Source organism: Paenibacillus sp. FSL R7-0297 (assembly GCF_038009025.1).
Taxonomy (GTDB): Bacteria; Bacillota; Bacilli; order Paenibacillales; family Paenibacillaceae; genus Paenibacillus_AQ.
On the sequence record NZ_JBBPAQ010000001.1, the window covers coordinates 6,328,808 to 6,349,780 of the forward strand.

At 52.5% G+C, this 20,973-nt stretch carries 15 protein-coding genes; 5 read left to right on the forward strand and 10 right to left on the reverse strand.

Going from position 1 to position 20,973, the window contains the following annotated elements; translation table 11 throughout:
* Positions 1 to 11: 11 nt before the first annotated feature.
* Both MKZ24_RS27675 and MKZ24_RS27680 read right to left on the reverse strand, forming a co-directional pair.
* Complete coding sequence (locus MKZ24_RS27675) at positions 12 to 2,156, reverse strand: hydantoinase/oxoprolinase family protein (RefSeq protein ID WP_042234555.1); 2,145 nt, start codon at positions 2,154 to 2,156, stop codon at positions 12 to 14.
* Positions 2,157 to 2,226: 70 nt separating this feature from the next.
* A complete protein-coding gene (locus tag MKZ24_RS27680; RefSeq protein ID WP_231637885.1) occupies positions 2,227 to 3,510 on the reverse strand; it encodes a citrate transporter in 1,284 nt (427 codons plus the stop codon).
* A 181-nt stretch (positions 3,511 to 3,691) separates the two neighbouring features.
* Here MKZ24_RS27680 and MKZ24_RS27685 point away from each other — a divergent pair, with 181 nt between their 5' ends.
* Positions 3,692 to 3,955 carry a hypothetical protein gene (locus MKZ24_RS27685; RefSeq protein WP_340788754.1) on the forward strand — a complete coding sequence of 88 codons (264 nt, stop codon included), beginning with the start codon at positions 3,692 to 3,694 and terminating at the stop codon, positions 3,953 to 3,955.
* A gap of 157 nt (positions 3,956 to 4,112) precedes the next feature.
* On the opposite strand, the gene MKZ24_RS27690 is transcribed toward MKZ24_RS27685, so the two are convergent.
* The 3 genes from MKZ24_RS27690 to MKZ24_RS27700 form a co-directional block, all read right to left on the reverse strand.
* The gene (locus MKZ24_RS27690; RefSeq protein ID WP_340788757.1) at positions 4,113 to 5,465 is read right to left on the reverse strand and encodes an FAD-dependent oxidoreductase; all 1,353 of its coding nucleotides are present in this window, start codon (positions 5,463 to 5,465) and stop codon (positions 4,113 to 4,115) included.
* A gap of 36 nt (positions 5,466 to 5,501) precedes the next feature.
* On the reverse strand, positions 5,502 to 6,242 hold the full coding sequence (locus MKZ24_RS27695) for a response regulator transcription factor (RefSeq protein ID WP_340788760.1): 741 nt from the start codon (positions 6,240 to 6,242) through the stop codon (positions 5,502 to 5,504).
* Positions 6,243 to 6,514: 272 nt separating this feature from the next.
* Positions 6,515 to 7,243: an HAD family hydrolase gene (locus MKZ24_RS27700; RefSeq protein ID WP_340788763.1), complete on the reverse strand. Its 729-nt coding sequence runs from the start codon at positions 7,241 to 7,243 to the stop codon at positions 6,515 to 6,517.
* 194 nt (positions 7,244 to 7,437) lie between these two features.
* On the opposite strand from MKZ24_RS27700, the gene MKZ24_RS27705 reads away from it, so the two are divergent.
* Together MKZ24_RS27705 and MKZ24_RS27710 are read left to right on the forward strand one after the other, a co-directional pair.
* Entirely contained in the window at positions 7,438 to 8,589 is a 1,152-nt protein-coding gene (locus tag MKZ24_RS27705) for a YhgE/Pip domain-containing protein (protein ID WP_340788766.1), read from the forward strand.
* Between the two features lie 106 nt (positions 8,590 to 8,695).
* Complete coding sequence (locus MKZ24_RS27710) at positions 8,696 to 9,208, forward strand: PadR family transcriptional regulator (RefSeq protein ID WP_042234542.1); 513 nt, start codon at positions 8,696 to 8,698, stop codon at positions 9,206 to 9,208.
* Between the two features lie 183 nt (positions 9,209 to 9,391).
* Here the strand turns inward: MKZ24_RS27710 and MKZ24_RS27715 are convergent, their stop codons facing one another.
* The 5 genes from MKZ24_RS27715 to MKZ24_RS27735 all read right to left on the reverse strand — a co-directional run bounded on the left by MKZ24_RS27715 (position 9,392) and on the right by MKZ24_RS27735 (position 17,948).
* The gene (locus tag MKZ24_RS27715) at positions 9,392 to 9,649 is read right to left on the reverse strand and encodes an AbrB/MazE/SpoVT family DNA-binding domain-containing protein (RefSeq protein ID WP_025708535.1); all 258 of its coding nucleotides are present in this window, start codon (positions 9,647 to 9,649) and stop codon (positions 9,392 to 9,394) included.
* Positions 9,650 to 10,442: 793 nt separating this feature from the next.
* On the reverse strand, positions 10,443 to 12,539 hold the full coding sequence (locus MKZ24_RS27720) for a glycoside hydrolase family 36 protein (RefSeq protein ID WP_340788783.1): 2,097 nt from the start codon (positions 12,537 to 12,539) through the stop codon (positions 10,443 to 10,445).
* 447 nt (positions 12,540 to 12,986) lie between these two features.
* On the reverse strand, positions 12,987 to 14,312 hold the full coding sequence (locus MKZ24_RS27725) for an ABC transporter substrate-binding protein (RefSeq protein WP_042234536.1): 1,326 nt from the start codon (positions 14,310 to 14,312) through the stop codon (positions 12,987 to 12,989).
* A 131-nt stretch (positions 14,313 to 14,443) separates the two neighbouring features.
* Positions 14,444 to 16,090: a response regulator transcription factor gene (locus MKZ24_RS27730; protein WP_340788787.1), complete on the reverse strand. Its 1,647-nt coding sequence runs from the start codon at positions 16,088 to 16,090 to the stop codon at positions 14,444 to 14,446.
* Positions 16,083 to 17,948, reverse strand: coding sequence for a sensor histidine kinase (locus MKZ24_RS27735; RefSeq protein ID WP_340788790.1), 1,866 nt, complete (start codon positions 17,946 to 17,948; stop codon positions 16,083 to 16,085). The genes MKZ24_RS27730 and MKZ24_RS27735 overlap by 8 nt, the downstream gene beginning before the upstream one ends.
* A gap of 215 nt (positions 17,949 to 18,163) precedes the next feature.
* Between MKZ24_RS27735 and MKZ24_RS27740 the strand changes: the two genes are divergently transcribed.
* Positions 18,164 to 19,054, forward strand: a complete 891-nt coding sequence (locus MKZ24_RS27740; RefSeq protein WP_042234526.1) for a carbohydrate ABC transporter permease — start codon at positions 18,164 to 18,166, stop codon at positions 19,052 to 19,054.
* Positions 19,054 to 19,890 carry a carbohydrate ABC transporter permease gene (locus MKZ24_RS27745; protein ID WP_042234524.1) on the forward strand — a complete coding sequence of 279 codons (837 nt, stop codon included), beginning with the start codon at positions 19,054 to 19,056 and terminating at the stop codon, positions 19,888 to 19,890. Before MKZ24_RS27740 ends, MKZ24_RS27745 begins: the two co-directional genes overlap by 1 nt.
* Positions 19,891 to 20,973 lie beyond the last annotated feature (1,083 nt).

The window sequence follows — 20,973 nt, forward strand, 5'->3', positions numbered from 1 at the left end:
CTATGCACCTCCTACTGATAGACGACAGCGAGCATTTCGCTGTTGTCCTCAAGCAGCTGGGTTTCCACTTCGAGAATGGAGAACAGCTGCTCCTTGGTCTGCATCCCGGTCAGATCGAGCATTTTCTCCTTATAGAAGACAAAGGTCTTCGGGATCGTCGCATTAGCGTCTGAATAGATTGTATTCTCCTCCAGGAACGAGGCAAACCGGTCGGTCATATTCTTCTTCAAAAAAGCCAGATGATACGCATTCGTCTTCTTGAAGCGCACCACGCCCTCGCGGTCCAATACACCGACATGGCTGAGCTTCTTCTTCACCAGCCCGAACATGGACTTCTTGATCTCACTGGACTCGAACAGGAACCATCTGCCGGAGGCCGCCTTCAGCTCCGTCTGGTCAGCCGGCTGGCCCAGCGCTTCCGCCGCCGTCCGCATCAGCTCATTCACGGGCACCTCGCGGCTGGCCAGATCCTTCGAGCGCAGCTCGGTCGAGCCGGTGGCGATGGCCCGCAGAATATTGCGCTGCGAATCGATTTCGATCGTCACGTCAACCGTAGCTTCATTCGCTCCGGACTGGACGATTTTCTCCATAATCTCCGCCCGGATCAGCTTGATATCCCGCTCTGTCGCACCGACCACAGTCTTCTCGATCTGCTCGCGGACCATTGCCATCCCAACGCCGATCGTGGAGATATACGGCGCATTATTGGCGATCTGGTGCTTGAAGCCTTCACTCGCCGCCATCGCCGGAACGAGCACAGCTCCGCTCCCGCCGCCGCCCACCAGCGTAACAAACCCGGTGTCCAGCTCATAATCGCTGATCATCTGATTCACTACCGCCATCACCTTGCGGATGGCAATATCCATTGCCGCCCTTGCTGCGTCTTCCGCAGACATGCCGAGCCGGGAACCCAGCGCCTGCCAGGCAATCCGTGTGCTTTCCATATTCCCGCGGGCATAATCCTCCTCCGGCACATGGTTCAGCAGATTCGCCGCTCCCGCCAGGGTCAGTGCATATTCATGTCCTCCCGCACCCCGGACGGTGACGTAATCTGGATCACCCGGGCGCGGACTGACGAGTCCGATGGTAGCCTGCTCCAGATTCTCCTTACCGGTGAAGCATTCGTATTCCAGACCGGCGATATGCGCGCTGCGCGGTCCGACATCCGTGATCTTGCCTCCGCCGATCTGAATCATACTGCCCCCGGCAACGGCGAGTGTCCGTACATCCAGTGAACGCAGATACGTCTTATGTCCGCCTACCTGGGCATTCTCAATCATCACCTTACCGTTTTTGATCACGGAGATATCTACGCTGGTTCCGCCGACTTCGAAGAAAATGCCGTCCGATATCTTCTCATACATCAGGGCGCCGGCGACACCGGCCGCCAGCCCTGACAGCATAGTGAGGATCGGACGCTTGCGCACCTCATCGATGCTCATGACACCGCCGTCGCAGCGCATGATCATCAGCTGGGAGGTAATCCCCGCTTCTTTGACGGCCTGCTCAGTCATATTGGCGGTCTCCATCATCTTCGGAATCAGGCTCGCATTGACGACCGCTGTGCGGGTCCGCGTCTTCAGTCCATAGAGCTGGGAGATTTCATGTCCGCCGGTAGCGTACACTCCCCGGCTGCGCGCCGCTTCCATCACTCTCAGCTCGTTGGCCGGATCATCGACACTGTAGGCTTCCGAGGCCACAATAACCTCTGCCCCCTGGGCAAGCAGCTGATCAATCGCCGCATCGATGGTTTCCGGTGTCAGTTCCTTCGAATCAATGAACTTGTGATAGGTGGTAAGATATTTACCGGCAGCCAGCTCGATATTCGCCACATTAGTCTCGGAGCGGGCACTGCGGGCATCGAGGCCCGTGCCCATCCCCACGATACCTACACGGGCTACGTCTCCTTCGAGCAAGGCGTTGGTGGCCTGCGTCGTCCCGTGGGCGATGAACTTGATATCACCGGGAAGAATGCCGTTCTCGCTCATGATCCGCTGAATGATCTGCACAATCCCGCTGGCGACTCCGCGTTCATCGTGATGCGTTGTGGGCATTTTGACCTTGGACAGCACCTCAAAGGTCTCATTGTCTATCGCAACGGCATCCGTGAAGGTTCCTCCGACATCGATGCCGATCCTGATTTGTTTATTGTTCATAGCAGGTTCTCCTCTCCATGAAGCTTATGTCTCTAATCTGCAATCCGTATTCGCCTAACCAGAACTTAATCTAGAAAACGGTCAGACCCGCGATAATCATCGAAATCATCACAGCCGCGAACATCCATGGCAGTGTCTTGCGCAGGGTTTCAATAATATCCGTCTTGGTGTAGTCGGCAATCCAGACATTGTGCGAGTTGGTCGGATCGCTGACAGCCTGCAGATTGCTCACGATACGCAGTGCCAGCATGGCTGCAACGGGGGCCATCCCTCCGGCGACAATCAGTGCCGCTATTCCGCTGCCGAGTCCCCATACGTTGAGCGGTCCACGGTAAATCGCAAGCGGAGACAGCAAAGTGAAGACGAGAATGTACATCAGCGGACTGGTTGGAATAATGCCTTCGATCAGCGGCTGAATCAATAGCGCCACCGGAGGTGCGGTTACCGCGCTGAGCAGCATCCCGATCCCGATCATCAGCCCGAGGGCACCAGCCACATCCTGAATCCCTTCCACCAGCGCACTCGACAGCACATGGATCGGACGCTTGGGTGTTGCGAGCAGCAATGTGACAACCGCCCCCATGAAGACTGCAGAGACAATATCAACCTTCAGGAAAAATACCAGCAGCACCGGAACAAGCGGGCTGATCAGCGCAATGGCTCTTACGTTCTTGGTATCCTGAGCCTGGAATTCCGGCTTGAGCGGCATGGCCCAGGCGCGGCGGACCTTGCCGTCTTTGCGGGTATAGTAGACGATCATAATCAAGGCAATGACAATCAGCGGAATAGCGCAGATCAGTGAATACGAAGCAATCGTGTTGGTCGGCACCTTAAGCACATCGGTATAAATCGCCCAGGTAGAGACGTTGAAGACGACGCCGACCGCATTGGCCAGCAGGACAACAAGGCCGCTGACGAACGGCTTAAGACCGGCGGTGAGCATAATGGGAATAGCAATCGTTCCGACGAGAATGACCATGCCCAGCCCGTTGGCAGCCGAGAAGATTACAGACGCGGCGAGGAAAAAGATAATGGCAATCGCCAGCGGCTTGTCACCGGCCAGCTCCGCAGCCTTACGGATAATGGTCTTCGTGATGCCGACCTTGCTGAGAATCTGGCCGAACCAGGCGCCGAAGATTAATCCGGCGATGGCGGTAGACAGCTTCATGGCCCCGCCTGCGAGCACACCCTTGGTGATGGTGAAGGTATCCGGGTTATCGGACAGAAGCGGGATACCCGCGATGGCCGCCAGCAGAATCGCCATCATCGGCAGGGCGAGCAGCGTGGTCAGCTTGCGGGTCATCATCAGGCCCACAAACACAATGAATACAAGTAAAATGCCGATAATTTGCACAGTTTCCAAACCAATTCCTCCTAATAATTTGTTGAATATACGTTGTTATATGAATTATTGTGCTTCATTACCAACGGAAACCAAGCCATCTTGGAATCAAAAGAACGGTGTACATTAATCTTGAAATGATCACCTCCGTATCAACTCCGCGCTTCCCGGTCATGAGGGCAACCAACGCGGGGTGCAAGAAGCTAGTAACAGAGCTATAGCTGCAACAGCAATAGTTATAGCAGCAGCAACAGCAACAACAGCAACAGCAACAGCAACAGCAACAGCAACAGCAACAGCACAGCATTTAATTGTATTTCATACAACTAAAAGTCGGGCCGGTTTTATCGGAATAATTGTATTCTGTACAACTAAAAATAACGGTAAGTCCCCTTTTGAGGAATATGGGGGAATTATAACTGTATCAAATGCAATTAAAACTTTCGCAGCGCCATAAACGCTCGCTTTAGTTGCACAAAATACAGTTAGAGCTTAGGCGCGGTCCCGTCACAGCCACCAGACTGCGGCTCTAACATGGAGCACGGTGTGCTAATCCGAAAGATTAACAGTTCAAGCTGTACACGATATTATTTTTGCGCACAATGCTCCGTCCATTACACCTCCAGATAAGCACCATGCGCCACGAGTGTCTGCTGCAGTTCCTTATAGTCCACCTGCTGCACGGGGACTCCTTCTTTCACGGCCAATGCCGCCGCAGTACCGCCCGCCTGACCAATTGCCCCCACGGTTGGCGTAGTACGTACAGCCGCCTGGGCTTCAAAAGTAGCTGAGAGACATCTGCCGACCACAATCAGGTTGTCGATTTCGCTTGTGATCAGGCAGCGGTAAGGGATTGCGTACATCGCCCCCCATTCCAGGTGATCCGTTGCGGTTCCCTCGCCGTCCGGGCTGTGAATATCAATCGGATAGCCGGAGTGGGCGATCACATCCGCAAAGGGCTTCACCGACAGAATATCCTGCGCGGTCAGTGTGTACACACCCTTGATCTGGCGGGAGCCGCGGACACCGATGGACGGACCTGTGGAGACTACCACGGACTCTTCAAAGCCGGGAATATACTTTTTCAAAAAGAGCTCCAGCTCCCTGCACTGCCTGCGCCCTTCAATCTCCGCCTCGCTGAGGCTCCACGGATCTGTGCTGTCCTTGCCCAGAATACGTGTCGTGTTCATAATAATCTCGCCGGGATTGCTCGTCTCGAAGAACAGCACATCCTCTCTCGGAATACTGATCTCACCGCGCGACTTGGCTTCCCGGAACTGCTTGTCGAAGCCGGCGACAGATAATCTGGCCGCAGAGTCCATCACGGTGATATCAAGGTTCATGCGCGGGAAGTCCTCGCGGTGCTCCCGGATGTACGCCTTGATCTTCTCCGTGTCCACCCCCCTCATCTTCATCTTCAGGGTCATCGGCTGCGACTGCTCATCGGATTCACGGCCTTTGGTGAACGGCACTCCGGACCAGGCAGCCAAGTCCCCGTCTCCGGTAGCATCAATGAACACATCTGCCGTAATCCGGCTGAGCCCTGCCTTGTTGCATAAGGTAAGCGACTCAATGCGTCTGCCCGATACTTCAGCCCCGGCCAGCATCGTATGATACAGCACCTCGCCTCCGCTCTCCTGCAGCATCAGATCCAGCTCGTATTTCATCGCTTCGGCATCGAACGGTGTCACCGAATAAGTGTAGTTGGTCGCGTCCGGGATATGCCCCGGTGATTTGCCGAGTGCCTGAAGCCGCTGAATCAGCTCATCAGTGATCCCCTGGATAGCCTGCTTATGCCCGGCATGAAAAGTCATCATCGGCCCGACACCCGCAGCGGTTAGAGTTCCGCCGAGGAAACCCCCTGCCTCTATGATCAGTGTTGCGGCGCCTGCTCTTGCTGCCGCGATGGCCGCGATCGAGCCGGATACCCCGCCGCCTGCTACAACAACTTCATATTTCCGCATCATTGCTCCTCCTTTTCCCCTTTTAAGTTAACGGTTACATTACAGCTGTTCCCTGTACTGCGTGGGAGTGCTGCCGGTATAGTCCTTGAATACCGCCATGAAATGCTTGGAGCTTAGATAGCCTGATAATTTGGCTACCTCATAGATTTTGAGATTCGTTTCCTTCAGCAGCTGCTTGGCAAGGTTCATCCGGCACTCCGAGACATAATCCGTAAAGTTCTGCCCTGTTTCCGATTTGAACAGCACTGACAGATACTGGTGATTCAGATGCACCTGCTCCGCCATATATTGCAGTGAAATTTCCTGATCCAGCCGCTGCGCAACCAGTTCTTTCACTTTACGGATCAATTGCCTGCCCTTCAGGTCTGTTCCGCCCTCTTCCGGCTGGTCGGCCAGGCCGCTCCGGGTTCCGTGCTTGCGCCTGTAATCCCCCAGTGCCTGGGCCAGCTCCGTGCGGTCAACCGGCTTCAGCAGATAATCGCTAATGCCGTATTTGATCGCCTGCTTCGCATATTCAAAGTCGGCATACCCACTTAGAATAAGAATGTACAGGTCAGGGTACTGGTCACGGACCCGCCGGATCATCTCCAGACCGTTCATTTCATTCATCCGTATATCCGTAATCAGAACATCAGGCTTCACACTCTTGAGCGCCTCCAGCGCAAGTCTTCCGTTCTCTGCTTCACCCACCACCTGAAAGCCGCCGATAACCTCCTCAATCAAATGTTTGAGGCCCGAACGGATCAGGGCTTCGTCTTCAACCAGAAACAGCTTGTGCAAGCCTATCCCTCCTCATCCACATTGTCCGGGCCTCTGCGCCCGCCTTCGCCGGGCTCCTGAGGTTCACTTCTGGTGAAACGCTTACACTATTAGTATAAAATTTGCACACCCCCAAAGAAACGGTCCACATTCGAGAAAAGGTATGAAATTTCGAGATTTATCCGTACCCGTACCCGCTGATACCAAAACGGATGTCCTTAACGCCGGTGATCCGGCAGTAAAGACATCCGTGTGAACTTGCTTTTGTACAAACTATTCCGGGATCTGCTTCCTTACAGGTCTTGCGCTGTGCTGTTGTCGTACAGCCCGATTAATTCATCGAAGGAAGAAATAATAACGTCGGAGCCCTTCAGCTCATCCTGCCGTCCGAATCCGGCGTAGCCGCAGCCAATTACCGTCTGCCCGTTGCCCTTGCCCGCCTCCACGTCAGACGAACGGTCGCCCACCATCCAGGCACTGCTGATATTCTGGTTGTCCAGCAGGAGTCCAAGCAGCTCCGTCTTGGTTGCCGTTCCTTGTCCGCCTGCACTGTATAAGCCCTCGAACAGCTCCTTCAGCTCATGTACCACTACGATGCTGTGAATATAATCCTCCAGCCCGTTGCTGGCTACGAACAATTTCACTCCGCGCGCATGAAGCGCACGCAGCGTTTCCACTACCTTAGGGTACAGAAGGGTCCCTCCGGCTTCCAGTCCTTCGATCTCCAGCTGCAGCAGCAGCTCATCCGCCCGGCGGTGCACGGCTTCATCCGCTTCCGGCATTACATTCTTCCAGATTTGCGCCAGCAGCATGCCAAGGCTGCCCAGAATACGCTCCTCCGGCGGAGTCGGCCCGGAATACAGCCCTTCTTCGCGCAGGATATCAAACATTTTATGATAGGCCGGCAATAACAGGCTTTCCGTCTGGAACAGCGTACCATCCATATCAAATACGATGGCTTCCGGTTTGTTCAATTTCGGCAGCTGTCTGTGCCCTGCCTGTGTCTGTTCTTCATAACTCATAAGGTGACCCATCCCTTCCAAATTGTTCTGCCTCTGACTCTCTAGTTCATCTGGAGCTTCCATAACACGCTTTAATGATATAGGAAAGCAGCACGTATTGTCTACGAGCCTAAGAATATGTGTTGATATTATTATTACATAATGATATATTACACATTGTCATATAACATATTGATATAAGGAGTGTTTACACAATGAAATTAATCATTCAATTTCTCAAACAACCCGTAACCATCGTCGGGATTATTACTGCGCTGCTGTTCCAGGTCTTCTTCAGCCTCATCTGGATCACCGGCTACGATCATGTCACCGACCGGGTAGATCAGCTGCCGATTGCCATTGTTAACGGAGACGGCAGCGCTGCCCAGTCCATCGCTGACAATATATCGGCGTCCCTTAACTTCGAGCAGGTGAAGGGCCTCTCTCTGGCAGAGGCGCAAGAACAGCTTGGACACCGTACCCTCCGGATGATTATTGAACTTCCCCCAGGCTTTACTGCTTCACTAAGCGATCTGTCGGCCGGGGCCAAGATCCGTTATTATCTGAACGAATCCAATCCGCAAATGGTCTCTAATGTCATGCAGGGCGTAGCGGCAAAAGTCACTGCTGGCCTGGATGCAAAGAGCAGTGCTGCGGGACTTGGCGGCGTGCTCACTGCTATGAAGCTGCCGGAGGCAGAAGCCGCAATGATTCGAAGCAGCGCAGCAAGCCGGATCAGCTCCGATATCCAGATTGTGAATCCGGCTACCAACTTCGCTGAAACCATGGTTCCGCTAATGGTCGTTACGGCTTCCTTCACCGGCGGCATGCTGCTGGCGATGAATCTGAGCAAGGCCTCCGCCAGCCTGACCGCTGCTGCCGGCAAATGGCAGCGGCTTAGCACCCGGTATATGCTGATGGCAGGCACCGCACTTGCCGGCTCACTCATCAGCACTTCACTGCTGCACACTCTCGGCATCCACTCTTCGCAAGGCTTCCTCGGCATGTGGATGTTCGAATTTGTCGTCATCCTCTCCTGCATGACAGTCGCCAATCTCAGTCTTGTGCTGCTCGGCGATGCCGGAGCGTGGCTGAACATTGCGCTGCTGTCCTTGCAGATGCTGAGCTCCGGGGCAACGATTCCCCGGGACGTACTGTCCCCCTTTTACCAGTCGGCCGGCCAATTCTTCCCTGCTTACTATGCTGTGGACGGCATGCTGGATCTTGTCATAGGCGGTGAGGGTATCCTGCACGACGTGACGGCGCTGCTCTATATTGCCGCTGTTGCTACCGCTGCCTGTGTCCTGCTTACCCTGCTCCGCCGGGAGAAAAGCCCAATCCGGGCCGAAGCGGCAGCCAATGTCTGAGTACCTGCGAAGCTTCTGAGACCCTGACACCTTCCGCGAGCTCAAATTGAGTCCGGCAGCACAGATGTGATATGGTAGGAAGGAGAGAGAGGAGCGGCAGACGTTCATGAACATTCAAGATGTAATACTCGGGATTCTGAGTGAGAAGCCCCATTCCGGCTATGATATCAAGCGGCATTTCGAAGAGTATTTCTCCTTCTTCTTCGATGCCAGCTTCGGCACGATTTACCCGACCTTAAGCAAGATGGAGAAGCTGGGTCTGATCTCCAGGGAAGCGGTACGCCAAGAAGGCAAACCGGATAAGAACATGTTTACGATTACCCCCGACGGTAAGCAGCACTTCCAGGAGTATTTACGTCAGCCTGCGGAGAAGGAGGTGCTCCGTTCCGACTTCCTGATGCATCTGTATTTCGGGGACATGGCGGATGAAGAGACCATGCATACCCTGCTCCGCGAAGCCCTCCGGGCCAAACAGGAGATGTACGAGGATCTGGAGCATAAGCTGCAGGAGCTGGACAAAACCGGCAAGCTGACACCCTCCCAGAAGCTCTGTATGGAGCTGGGGCTGGTGCAATACGATGCTTTTATCCGAAGAGTACAGAGTGCGCTGGAGAGCTGAACTATCAGCATTGCCGGGCATAGATCTGCACGCAACACAAAACGGCAGTCCTCCTTAAGCCTAAGCCCGGGGAACTGCAGTCTTTGTTTATACTATTTAAAAGGGACCGGAGTGCAAACACTGTTAAAGTGCCTGCGCTGCGGTCCCTGCTGTCATTATTTATGGTGCGGTTTAGAACAAAACTTATACGTGGTCGAAGCTTGCAATCAGTTCGTCGAGAACATCTTTGCTGACCATTTTGCCTTTGAAGTTGATCAGGTTCTCGGCACTTCCGGAGAAGATACAAGTAGGTTCATATTTTCTGAGAATGATCTTTTCGCCGTCCACAAAAATTTCGAGCGGGTCTTTTATGTCAATTCCCATCGTTCTGCGTAGTTCAATCGGAATCACGATACGTCCCAGTTCATCTACTTTTCTTACAATACCTGTTGCTTTCATCATTATGCATCCTCCCTTGAAATAACGCTTGATTCATCATTCAGTGTTAAAAGCTATCAAAGCTTCTAAATAGTAGAAATGATTATGCTATATCTGCATTGTAAAGTGCTATTTCTTTCCTGTCAATTTTATTTCTACATCTTTTGATATATATCGACAAATTATTCGACAAAGTTTAGAGTATATTCGACAAAATAATAGCCTGAATCATATTTTATCCAATTTCCTCTCGGATTGACAGTTTTTTATTTAAATTTTAGAAAAAACCTTGATTTCAGCGTCTTTAAGGTTCCCTTTAGCCTAATCGCTGCGACTCCGTTCCTGTTTCTGTTCATGTTCATGAAGATGTTCATTCCCGTTCCCCATCCTGCACTTCTGCCCCACCTTTTATTGTTTTCTAGTATCTGCTCCGAGAACAGTTGGATAAAAGGCACTTAATACTGGCTCAAGTTTCTCTGCCGGGAACAAGAGTTGGAAAAATGACACTTAAATCAAGCATAATCTGCTCGGTTAGTTATATGGGCAAAAATTAAATGATCTTTTTCCACTTAATAGGTCCAAAACTCTGTAAATGGGCAAATTAAGATACCTTTTTCCACTTCCTATATTTACTGGACTGTTTCAACCTCTGCTTCGTCTATACACCAAATCGCAGGAAGTGAATCGAACAACGGGTTCGGCGGAATTAGACGGATGATTCAGACGGTTGATTTCCCTATTAATAAAAATACCCCCTCAAATACCTGGAGTTCGATCCTCCAGCCCTTGAGGGGGCGGTACTTATTTAGGGTTAATCCTAAGACCGAAGCTCGAAGAGCCTCGCGGTCTTGCCCGGCGGGAGCGAGACGCTCAGTCTGCCTTCCGCCGGGTTCCAGCTCCATTCCGCTCCGTGCGCCTGCGGATAGGCGCAGCGGGCATCTGCGGCCTGTCCCTTCAGCTCAGGGACGGGCAGCGTAATCCCGGCTGCATCTCCGGCAATCCGCCATACGGCGATATAACGGATATCTCCGTGGCGCAGGCCGAAGCTGACCCATTCCCCGCCGCTGTCCGGCAGACCGAGCGGCCAGAAGGCGAACGCCTGCGGGATATGGGCGCGGATGGATTTGTAATAATCCAGCGCCTCCTTCACCAAGGCTCTGCGCTGTGGCGCAAGCTCGGCCAGATGGCCGCTCTGGTGAACGCGGAGCAGCAGCGCATTGACCATGTTGAAGATGACCTCTTCATCATCGCCTTCGCGCAGCGGATACGACCACACGGCAGATTGCTCCGGCGTCAGCGCCGCCGGGGAACCTGCGGCAATGGCCGCGTACTGCACATAATCCTCCTGGTCGCTGGTGGACTGGATGCTATGGCGGCTGAGCATGGCATAGTCCATCCGCATGCCGCCGCTGGAGCAGTTCTCGATTACCAGTTGCGGGTAACGGACGAAGATACTGTCCAGCCAGGCCAGATACGCCCGGTTATGCTGCAGCAGGCCATCCCCGAAGCTGTCCGCATCCGTCTCGGTACCAATTCCTGCGTTGATGTTGTAATCCATCTTGATATATCCGACACCGTATTCTTCCACCAGCCGGGCAATGACGCCATTGGCATGCTCTATGACCTTCGGACTGCGGTAATCCAGCTGATACCGGCTGCGGTCCTTCACCCGTTTGCCGTGGCGCATGAAGAACCAGCTGTCGTCGGTCTCGGCCAGCTTCGGACTGTTGACCCCCATAACCTCCAGCTCCAGCCACAGTCCGGGAATCATCCCTTTGCTACGGATATCGTCCAGCACATATTTGATGCCTTCCGGGAACCGCTCCATCGACGGCTCCCACTGGCCCACGCCATCCCACCACTCGCCCGGAGCATACCAGCCCGCATCAATACAGAAGTATTCACAGCCGACATCGGCGGCGGCATCAATCAGCGGCAGCAGCTTCTCTGTTGTCGGACTCCCCCACAGACAGTTCATGTAGTCATTAAAAATAATCCGCAGCAGCTCATTGTCCTCATTCGGTCTGCGGATGATCCGCCGGTACGCGGTCAACTGTTCTGCCGCGTCCTGGAAGCCGCCCTGCACAGCGCCTGCGGCCACCGGCACAGAGGTGAATTCTTCACCCGGGGCCAGCTTCAGCCACCAGTGATTGTCATGCTCCGTAGGCCCGCTGACCAGCAGCGTGAGCTGGTCGTACTGATCCGTCAGCTCCCAGTGCCAGGAGCCGTTGTGCTCAATCTGCCAGAACAGGCTTGTCCCGCTCTCCTTGTTCTGCAGTACCGCCATGGGCAGCAGCTCAGCCGCCGACCAGGAGCCGGTATTGCTGGCGGCAATCCGTTTCGAGCCGCGGTCGGCCAGATGGGACATGCCCAGCTCCGGCAGGCTATAGCTCTTCCACTGCAATTCACTCTGCCAGCCGCTGTGAGCAAGGCTAACTTCAATTTTACCGTTACGGTCTCCACTGCCCTCTTTATCCACTCCCGTAAGCGCAAAGGAGGAAATATACTCGACCGCAGCATCCGCATCCCCTTCATTGCGCAAGACCGTCCAGGAGCGCACAATCTGCACGCTTGTATAGAACTGATAATGCTGCACCGCCCGCACTTCCGTAACCAGATCCAGCAGTGTAATTTCCAGCTTGCGTCCCAGCTCATTTACATAATCGCTGTGTCCGCTATATACCATACGAAGCCCCGGATATGACGCGCGGTGTGTCCGACCGTGATATTCTGCCCGGTCTTCGCCAGACAGTTGCAGCTCCAGCAGCCGGAAGCCGGGCTTGTTCTTCTCTTCAATATCACCAGCTTCAAGTGGCGCCGCGCCGAAATGCAGCAGCCGCACATCCTGCTCTTCCGTAATTTCAATCGTAAGATAAAGTCCGTTCTCGCCAATCTCTATGAGTGTGCTGGCCATGTATATTTTGCCTCCTGACAAATGTTAGTGTAAATATTAGTCTCTTTGGTCGTTTTGGTCTCTTTGTTTTCTTTGTTTTCTTTGTTCTCTTTGTTTCTATGCCTCTCCTGATTATGAGGCCTTCTCTTATATTCGTAACTCCTGATTTCTTGCGTTGCTCGCATAAGTGGCGAAGTAACGGAGGGAGGTTTGGAATTGGAGGAGCGCCAGCGTCCGCCTGAAAGCTTTCCGCAGGAAAGCTCGCTTCGGAAGCATACGCTGTTTGGATTTCTACTGCGGCCAGCAGTTTAAATCGGGAAATCCAAACCTAACAGCGGCCGGAAATCCAAACATCCCGCAGTTACATATAGCCACTTCTGCCCGCCACCGCCACAAATCCGTGTTACATAGAAAGAAGGCCCCCTCAGTAATAAATCTACTTCGGAGGCCCTCCCGGTACTAAAGCTTTTATTGAGCGGACCCGAATTGAATCCAGGCCTTTTGAATTTCGTCAATCGCTTGATCCTTAGTCTTGCTGCCACCGATATAAGCCTGCATTAATTCACCGAATTTCTGATGGAACGTATCCAGCGAATAGTTCACCGACAGGTCGCCGGATTTCTCGGTTTTGAGGATCTCTTCCATTTCCTTAGGCATTTGCAGGTCAGGCATCGGTGCATCCTTGATTGGAGGAATAACCTTAGCTACTGTGGAGAACCAGCTCTTACCGTATTCGGAAGTGTACAGCCAGTTGAAGAATTCAATCGTTTCAGCAGCTACAGCAGAATCCTTGTTGATGCGCAGCGCCTGGTCGGCACCGGTGATGATCTGGGACTGCTCAGCTTTGTCGCTGACAGGGTAGCCGGCGATGCCCAGATCAAAGTCAGGGGTGATTTTCTTGATCGCTTCTTCATCCCATGCGCCTTTACCGGTCATGAATGCTGTTTTGCCAAGGGCAAAGTCACTGACTTCAGCATTGCTGTCGCGTTCCAGCGGCTTGTCCGTTCCGTGTTTTACCGTAGTATCAATGAAGGTGAAGAAGTTATCCTTCAGCACCGGATGATCCGCGAAGGTCGTTTTGCCGGCGATGAAATCAGCTACGAGTGTTTTAGCGTCAGTACCTGCATCAGTTGCTGCAGCGTCAACGAAGTGTTGGAAGATATGCTTCCATACCCACCACTCTTTGTAGGCGTTGGCGAATGGCGTGATGCCTTTCGCTTCGAGCTTAGTGATTGCGTCATCCATTTCAGCGGTAGTCTTAGGAACTTCAGTGATGCCTGCATCTGCCAGCAGCTTCTTGTTGTACATCAGGACGAACAGGTTGCCTTTGACCGGAAGTCCCAGTACTTTACCGTCCGTGGAGCTCATGTTGGAGCGGACAGCATCTGTCATCGCTGCTGCCAGCGGTTCATTGGTCAGGTCAGCACTGTATTCAGCGAAAGTATCGATATCGCCGCCAGCGGTAGTCTGGAACACGTCAGGCGTGCTGCCTGCGGCAATTTTGGATTTCAACACCGTATTGTAGTCAGCCTGCATAATTTCCAGATTGATTGTTACATTTGGCTTAACCTTCTTGTATTCAGCGATGTAGGCGTTGAAAGCGTCTGTGTACTCGGGAGATGCGGTAAACATATTAATCGTGACGGGCTTGGAAGAATCTGTAGCTGTATTCTCTGCTCCATTTGTTCCACCCGTGTTGTTAGCGGCATTATTATTGTTGTTCCCGCCGCAACCGGCCAGCAGTCCGCCGACGAGCAGCAGACTCGCAGATAGTGCCATAAATCTTTTTAACATGATGTTGCCCCCTTTTCCTTATGCATCTTGTGGTCTTGCTCATCATTCTAAATAAAAAGAAAAAGGATAAGAATGTACATAAGTGAACTTATGAGGGTAAAAAAGTGTGTTCATGTAACCGTTTCACTTTTCTACCCCAGCAGCTGCAGCCGGAATTCAGAAGGTGAACAATCATAGTAATTGCGGAACGCCTTGCTGAAATAGTTCTTATCCTTGTACCCCAGCATTTCGGAAATATCCTGAATTTTGAGGCCGGGATCAGACAGCAGTGCTTTGGCTTTGTCCATTCTTACCTTTTGCACATACTCATGAATGCCGTATCCGTACTGCCCCTTGAACAGCTTCATCAAGTATTCTCTGCTCAGGAAATATTTATCCGTGAACATCGATATCTTAATATCCTCAAAATAATGGTTATCAATGTATGCTTTAATATTTTCCAGCACGCTGCTGCGGTCTCCGGATAACGTCCGGCTGATCTCCCCGGCATACATCTCGAATATCCGGTTCAGCACACCTTCAAATTGTTCAAAGGAGGCAAAATCGCTGCGGATGCCCAGAGCGTGCAGCCCCTTATCCTTGCTGCTGCGGATTTGCGGCGGCACTGCATCCAGCTGTGCAGCAATCTCATTAAGCAGAATAATGAATTCCTGCAGGGTTCTGTCCGCTTCACCGAGTGTGAAATGCTCCGCATCCTTCCATTTGGAGACGAATTCGCTAAAAATATTACGCGCATGGTTCACGTTCCCGCTCTCCAGGCTGCTGCGGATCTGCGGCATCCGTCCGGTCAGTGAAGGATTGTCCCTGGACGCCGGCTTCTCCATCCTGCTGCCGCCGCTCTGCAGGATCATGCTGCCTTTCATGCCCAGCAGGTCAATCCGGTCGAGTGCCTCTTTGGCCTGCTCATAAGAACCGGCAATACTCAGGAGATCGCTGTAGGGATCACCCGTTCCGCCGGCACAGACGATGCCGAACAGCTCCTTCAGCGTAGCTGCGGCCTTCTTCATATGATGCAGAGACAGAAAGGCGGCGTCCGCCCCGTATCCGCCCTTCATCGTAAAGATAGCGATAAACTCCCGCTCCCCCTTGGGGCTGGCAAAGCTGAACGACTCAAACTGTCCGTCACTGTTCTCATTCATTACATTAGTTACGGCAAAATGCAGCAAATCCCGGTCCTCATGGAATCTTTCTTTGCGCACCTGCTCCAGATTAAGCATCCTCAGGATACCTACAGCGAAATGGCTGGCCGCCCCGTCCGCACCGATCAGCGGCAGGAAGGCTTCATTGGACTGCGTTTTGAAGCTGCGGTCTATAATGGACAAATACATCTTCTCCTTCAGCTTCGGCAAAGACATATTCAATGTAATATTGCGGTTGATGAACTCACTCTCCCGCTTCCGCTTCGCTTCGAGTATGTCCACCGCCTTGCGCAGCGCATGGTTAAGATCAATCCGGTTAACCGGCTTAAGGAGATAATCCACCACCTTGGAGCGGATCGCCTGGCGCGTATATTCGAAATCATTGTAGCCGCTGATCACAATCAGCAGCAGGTCCGGGAACTCCTCCTCGGCGATCTGCAGCAGCTGGGAGCCGCTCAGCTCCGGCATTTTCATATCCACCAGCACCAGATCGAATTTCTCCCGGCGCAGCATCGCAAGCCCCGCCTGGCCATTTGTCGCCTCCAGAACCTGTCCGACACCCAGTCCCTTCCAGTCTCCCAGAATATTGATCGCTTCGCGCAAAGGCTCCTCATCGTCTATAATCAGCACTTTATACATGTTGTCCTACTCCTCCCCGCGGCAGCCGCATATCCATTTGAGTTCCCTGATCATTACTTAGAATCACTAGTCCCGCCTCTTCTCCATATAGAAGCTTCAGCCGGGTATTAAGGTTCTTCAGGCCAATGCTCTCATTGCCTTCCTCTTCCTCCGCATCCGAATCGCGGTCCTCCCACTGGATCTGCAGAGAGCTCATCACCTGCTCCAGCCGCTCCTCACGAATGCCCGGCCCGTCATCCAGCACGGAAATGATACTGCGCTCAGCGGTAACATGCGCCTCGATTCGGATGGTAACCGTAGTGGATACCTTTTCCAGCGCATGCTTGATGCAGTTCTCTACCAGCGTCTGAATCGACAGCTTGGGAATCCTCAGCTCCATCAGGCTTTCATCCCAGTCGTACACGACCTGCATCCGGCTGCCGAACCGCGCTTTCTGCAGGGCCAGATAACGCTCAATATGCCGCAGCTCTTCCCGGGCCTGCACAACATCCCGTCCGCTGATGCAGTATCTCAGCGTCATGGCCAGATTGTCGACCATCTCGACGATATCATCATTGTTGTTCTTCAGCGCCTTGGTGGAGATGGCCTGCAGCGCATTGTACAGAAAATGCGGATTAATCTCGGCCTCCAGGGCTTTGAGGACGGCGTTTTTTTCAACGATTTTCATTTTATAGCGTTCATTAATCAGTTCATTGGTCTTCTCGACCATCTTATTGAAATGGCGTGACAGATAGGCGATCTCATCCTTACCCTCCACCGTTGCCTCAGCATCGAAGCTCCCCGTACTGAACCGCTTCATCTGCAGCGACAGATTCTTCAGCGGGTGCGTAATTCTGTTCGAAGTGACGCTGACCAGCACCACGGACAATACCAGGAACAGCAGGCCGATGAATACACTCAGCTTGCGGGTCGTTGTCGCAGCGGCATAGATTTCTGTATACGGAATCGGCTTAACGAGCTTCCAGCCTTCTTTTTGACTGATGTCGTAGATCACGAGGTACTTCTGTTCTTCATCCGACCACGTCACACGCCCGTTCTTCTCCGGTGTCAATTGGTCCAGCAGCCCCGCCTTCCTGCTCCCCTGATAGAATTCCTTATCGTCCACCATAAAAGGTTCATTATCCGGGCTGATATACATTAGATGCTCTCCGGTGCTGAACGGAATATCCTTCATAATCTCATCGGTCACCGACGAGTTAAGATACAGGGACAGTACGGCCTGCGGCTCCCTAGATACTATGGAACGCAGCAGCCGATGATAGCCCATGAAGACCTTGTCCTTGCTAACAGGATAATCCACACTGCTCTCCGCAGCCGGGGCTCCTTCCACAAAAGACTGGTAGGAGCGGTTGAACGGACTCGCCAGTGCCCGCTTATACCAGGACAGATTCTCAATCGGCGGATGTTCCGTCACCCGGACGGTAATATTATAGTTCTCCTTGGTGACATAATAATACTTGTGCTCCTTGATCACGTACAGGTACACCGCCTCCAGATCATTGCGGGAGAAATACAGATTCTTCAGATAATCCTCCACATACATCTTGGAGCCATAGTCCTCTGATTCATGCACGATGGCATAAGCGAACTCATCATATGAGATCTGCGGCAGAGACAATTGTTCAATTCCGCTTAAGTAACTCTCCAGATTACGTCCGACCAGCAGCAGATTGTTGCTGGTGCTCGCAATGCTGTTGTTGACCGATTCCTTGCGCAGCATTCCATAGGAAATGTACGTCAATGAGCTTACCACCAGAATGATGATTATAGTGAACAATAGAATCAGCTTGTTGGCCAGCCTGCGGGAAATGCGCTCCAGCAAAGGCTCGAGCAGCTTGTACAGCGCTCTTCTAATCATGTTCTCCGTCTCCCCGCTGCCAGTATCAGGGCCCGGTCTCAGACTCTTTTTGTCATCCGGACTCAGTTCACCTTTTTACCCCTAACTGTACTCTTAAATCCATTTTTGAGTATAGGGGTCTGATCTATAATACACAATATAGACTAACCGGAATGGTTATGTGTGGCAAGCCAGGCACAATACTCCCACCCTATAACTCAAGAAGAGGTGCATCCATGTTAAAAACACTCGGCAGAAGATGGCGCGAGAAATTCGAATTCGGAATCTTTACGCTCCCGGTTCTGATCTGTATCGCTGTCGCATTCTACATTCCCTTTGCCATGACCATCCGCTATTCGATGACCAAGTGGAACGGGATTTCCAAGCATCCCAAATTCGTCGGTCTGGACAACTTCAAACAGATCTTCTCGGGCGATACCAACTTTTCCGACGCGGCCTGGTTCACGATTAAATATGCAATCCTTTACATTGTGATCGTCAACGTGCTGGCAATTCTGCTGGCCGTGCTGCTGGACATGAAGCTGAAGAGCACCTCCTGGCTGAGAGCGGCATTCTTTATCCCTTATATCCTCAGTCTTGTGATTGTCGGCTTCATCTGGAAATTCATCTTCATGCAGGGCTTCAACTCACTGGGTGAGAGCACCGGCTGGGCCATCTTCGACTTAAGCTGGCTCGGGACACCGGGACTGGCGTTCATCTCTATCTTAGGCGTATCCATCTGGCAGTCGATCGGGTTCTATCTCGTCATCTACATTGCCGGACTGCAGTCTGTGCCGGAAGATCTTAAGGAGGCTGCTACTGTAGACGGCGCAGGTCCGATGAGAAGATTCTTTAGCATTACGCTGCCGCTGCTTGCCCCATCGATTACGATATCCGTCTTCATGGCGCTGACCAACTCGATCAAGGTATTCGACGTCATTCTGTCGCTGACCGGCGGCGGCCCTGGCGGAACTACCTACAGTATCGCTTATGATATTTACCGGGATACGTTCCAGAACAACCTGTACGGCTACGGTACGGCCAAAGCGCTTATCCTGTTCCTGGCAGTACTTGTCGTGACGATCATCCAGCTGACAGTCTTCAAACGGAGAGAGGTTGAGGCATAATGAAAACAAACAACAACAAGGCAGGCAAGATCATACTGGAAGTTGTTTTGGTCATATTGTCTCTGCTGTTCCTGTATCCGCTGTTCCTGACGATTATTAACTCGTTAAAAAGCTTCAGCGAGGTCATGACCGACGTTATCGCGCTGCCGAAGCATCTGACCTTCAGCAACTACTCTTATGTCTGGAAATTCATCAACTATCCGCGGCTGTTCCTGAACAACTTCGTGATTACCGGCGTCGGCCTGCTCGGCATCGTGTTCATCTCCTCCATCGCCGCCTATAAGCTGGCACGGACCAAGTCCAGATGGAGCGGCGTCCTGTACTTCCTATGCATTATGCCGATGCTGATCCCGTTCCAGTCGATCATGCTGACTGTACTGCAGACCGCCAAGAACCTGAACTTGTCAGAGAGTACCTGGGGATTAGGCCTGCTGTACTGGGGCTTCGGCGCACCGCTGGCGGTATTCATCTACCACGGCTTCGTGAAGGGAATCCCGACTGAGATCGATGAGAGTGCGACCATCGACGGCGCATCCGGCTTCCGCCTGTTCTTCAGTGTGATCTTCCCGCTGCTGAAATCGGTAACCACCACCATCGTCATCATCGACGTCATGTGGATCTGGAATGACTTCCTGCTCCCGCTGCTGATGGTTAACGGCTCGCCGGATACGAAGACATTGACGCTGGCCGCTTACACCTTCGTCGGTCAATATACCTCGGACTGGCAGTATGCCATGACCGCCATGGTAATGGCCGTATTGCCTTCCATCGTTGTCTTCATCTTCCTGCAAAAGTACATCGTTAAGGGTGTAGTTGCCGGGGCTGTTAAGGGCTGATCTCTAGTCATGCTCCTCCCCCTCGCCGGAGACAAATAAGGCACGGCTAAGCGGACTATCGCTTGGGCCGTGCCTTTTGGTGTTGTGCAGGATCTACATATGCGTTTTATGAGGACGCTGCGTGAACGGTCCGTTGTTCCCATTGCTCTTGTGTCCAAATTTTATTTATTCTTCTTAGTGGTGAAAATCCGGAGACCGCTACTGCTTCCGAAGTGGGCTTTCCTGCGGAAAGCTTTCAGGCGGCCGCTCCCGCTTGTACACAATCGTTCCGTCCTCTCCGCTGGTTAAGCTGGAAAAGGTTCTGCAAATCTCAAACACAAAAGTCACTCTAATGGGTGAATCGAGCTGAGCTTATGCGGCTTATGTGGCCTGTGCAGCTTATGTAAATTTAAGGGCACTAATGCCCCTCATTTCCTCCTTTAGATCGCATCCGGGGAATTCAAGGGCACTAATGCCCCTCATTTGCTCCTTTGGCTCTCATTCTGGGAATTCAAGGGCACTAATGCCCCTCATTTGCTCCTTTGGCTCTCATTCTGGGAATTCAAGGGCACTAATGCCCCTCATTTGCTCCTTTGGCTCTCATTCTGGGAATTCAAGGGCACTAGTGCCCCTCATTTGCTCCTTTGGCTCTCATTCTGGGAATTCAAGGGCACTAGTGCCCCTCATTTGCTCCTTTGGCCCGCACTCAAAGAAATCAGAGGGATTTATCCCTTTGATTTGCCCATGCTGCCAACTTGTGTGCCTGATCAGGCACACACTCGTCCTTCAAACGGTGCTGCTCCAAATTCCAGAGAATCTTATCCACAACAGACGATTATCATAATTCCCTATACAGAATAAAAGCCCGCCCGCCAGCAAGGCGTAGCGGACTTTATTATAGTCTCTCAGATTACTTTACTTTATTTCGCCAATAATGGCCTCTTTTTTTGTTGTGGCTCAGATGCACTTATCCTGCTGTTTCGGCTCCGAAACGGCGGGAAATCAGGAGCTTATCGGCTTCTCTGTCCGCATGGACGGAGAATGCAGCTTTTTGAGTATAATAACGTCCCTACAGTCCGCATGACCTCCGCCACTCCCTCCCCT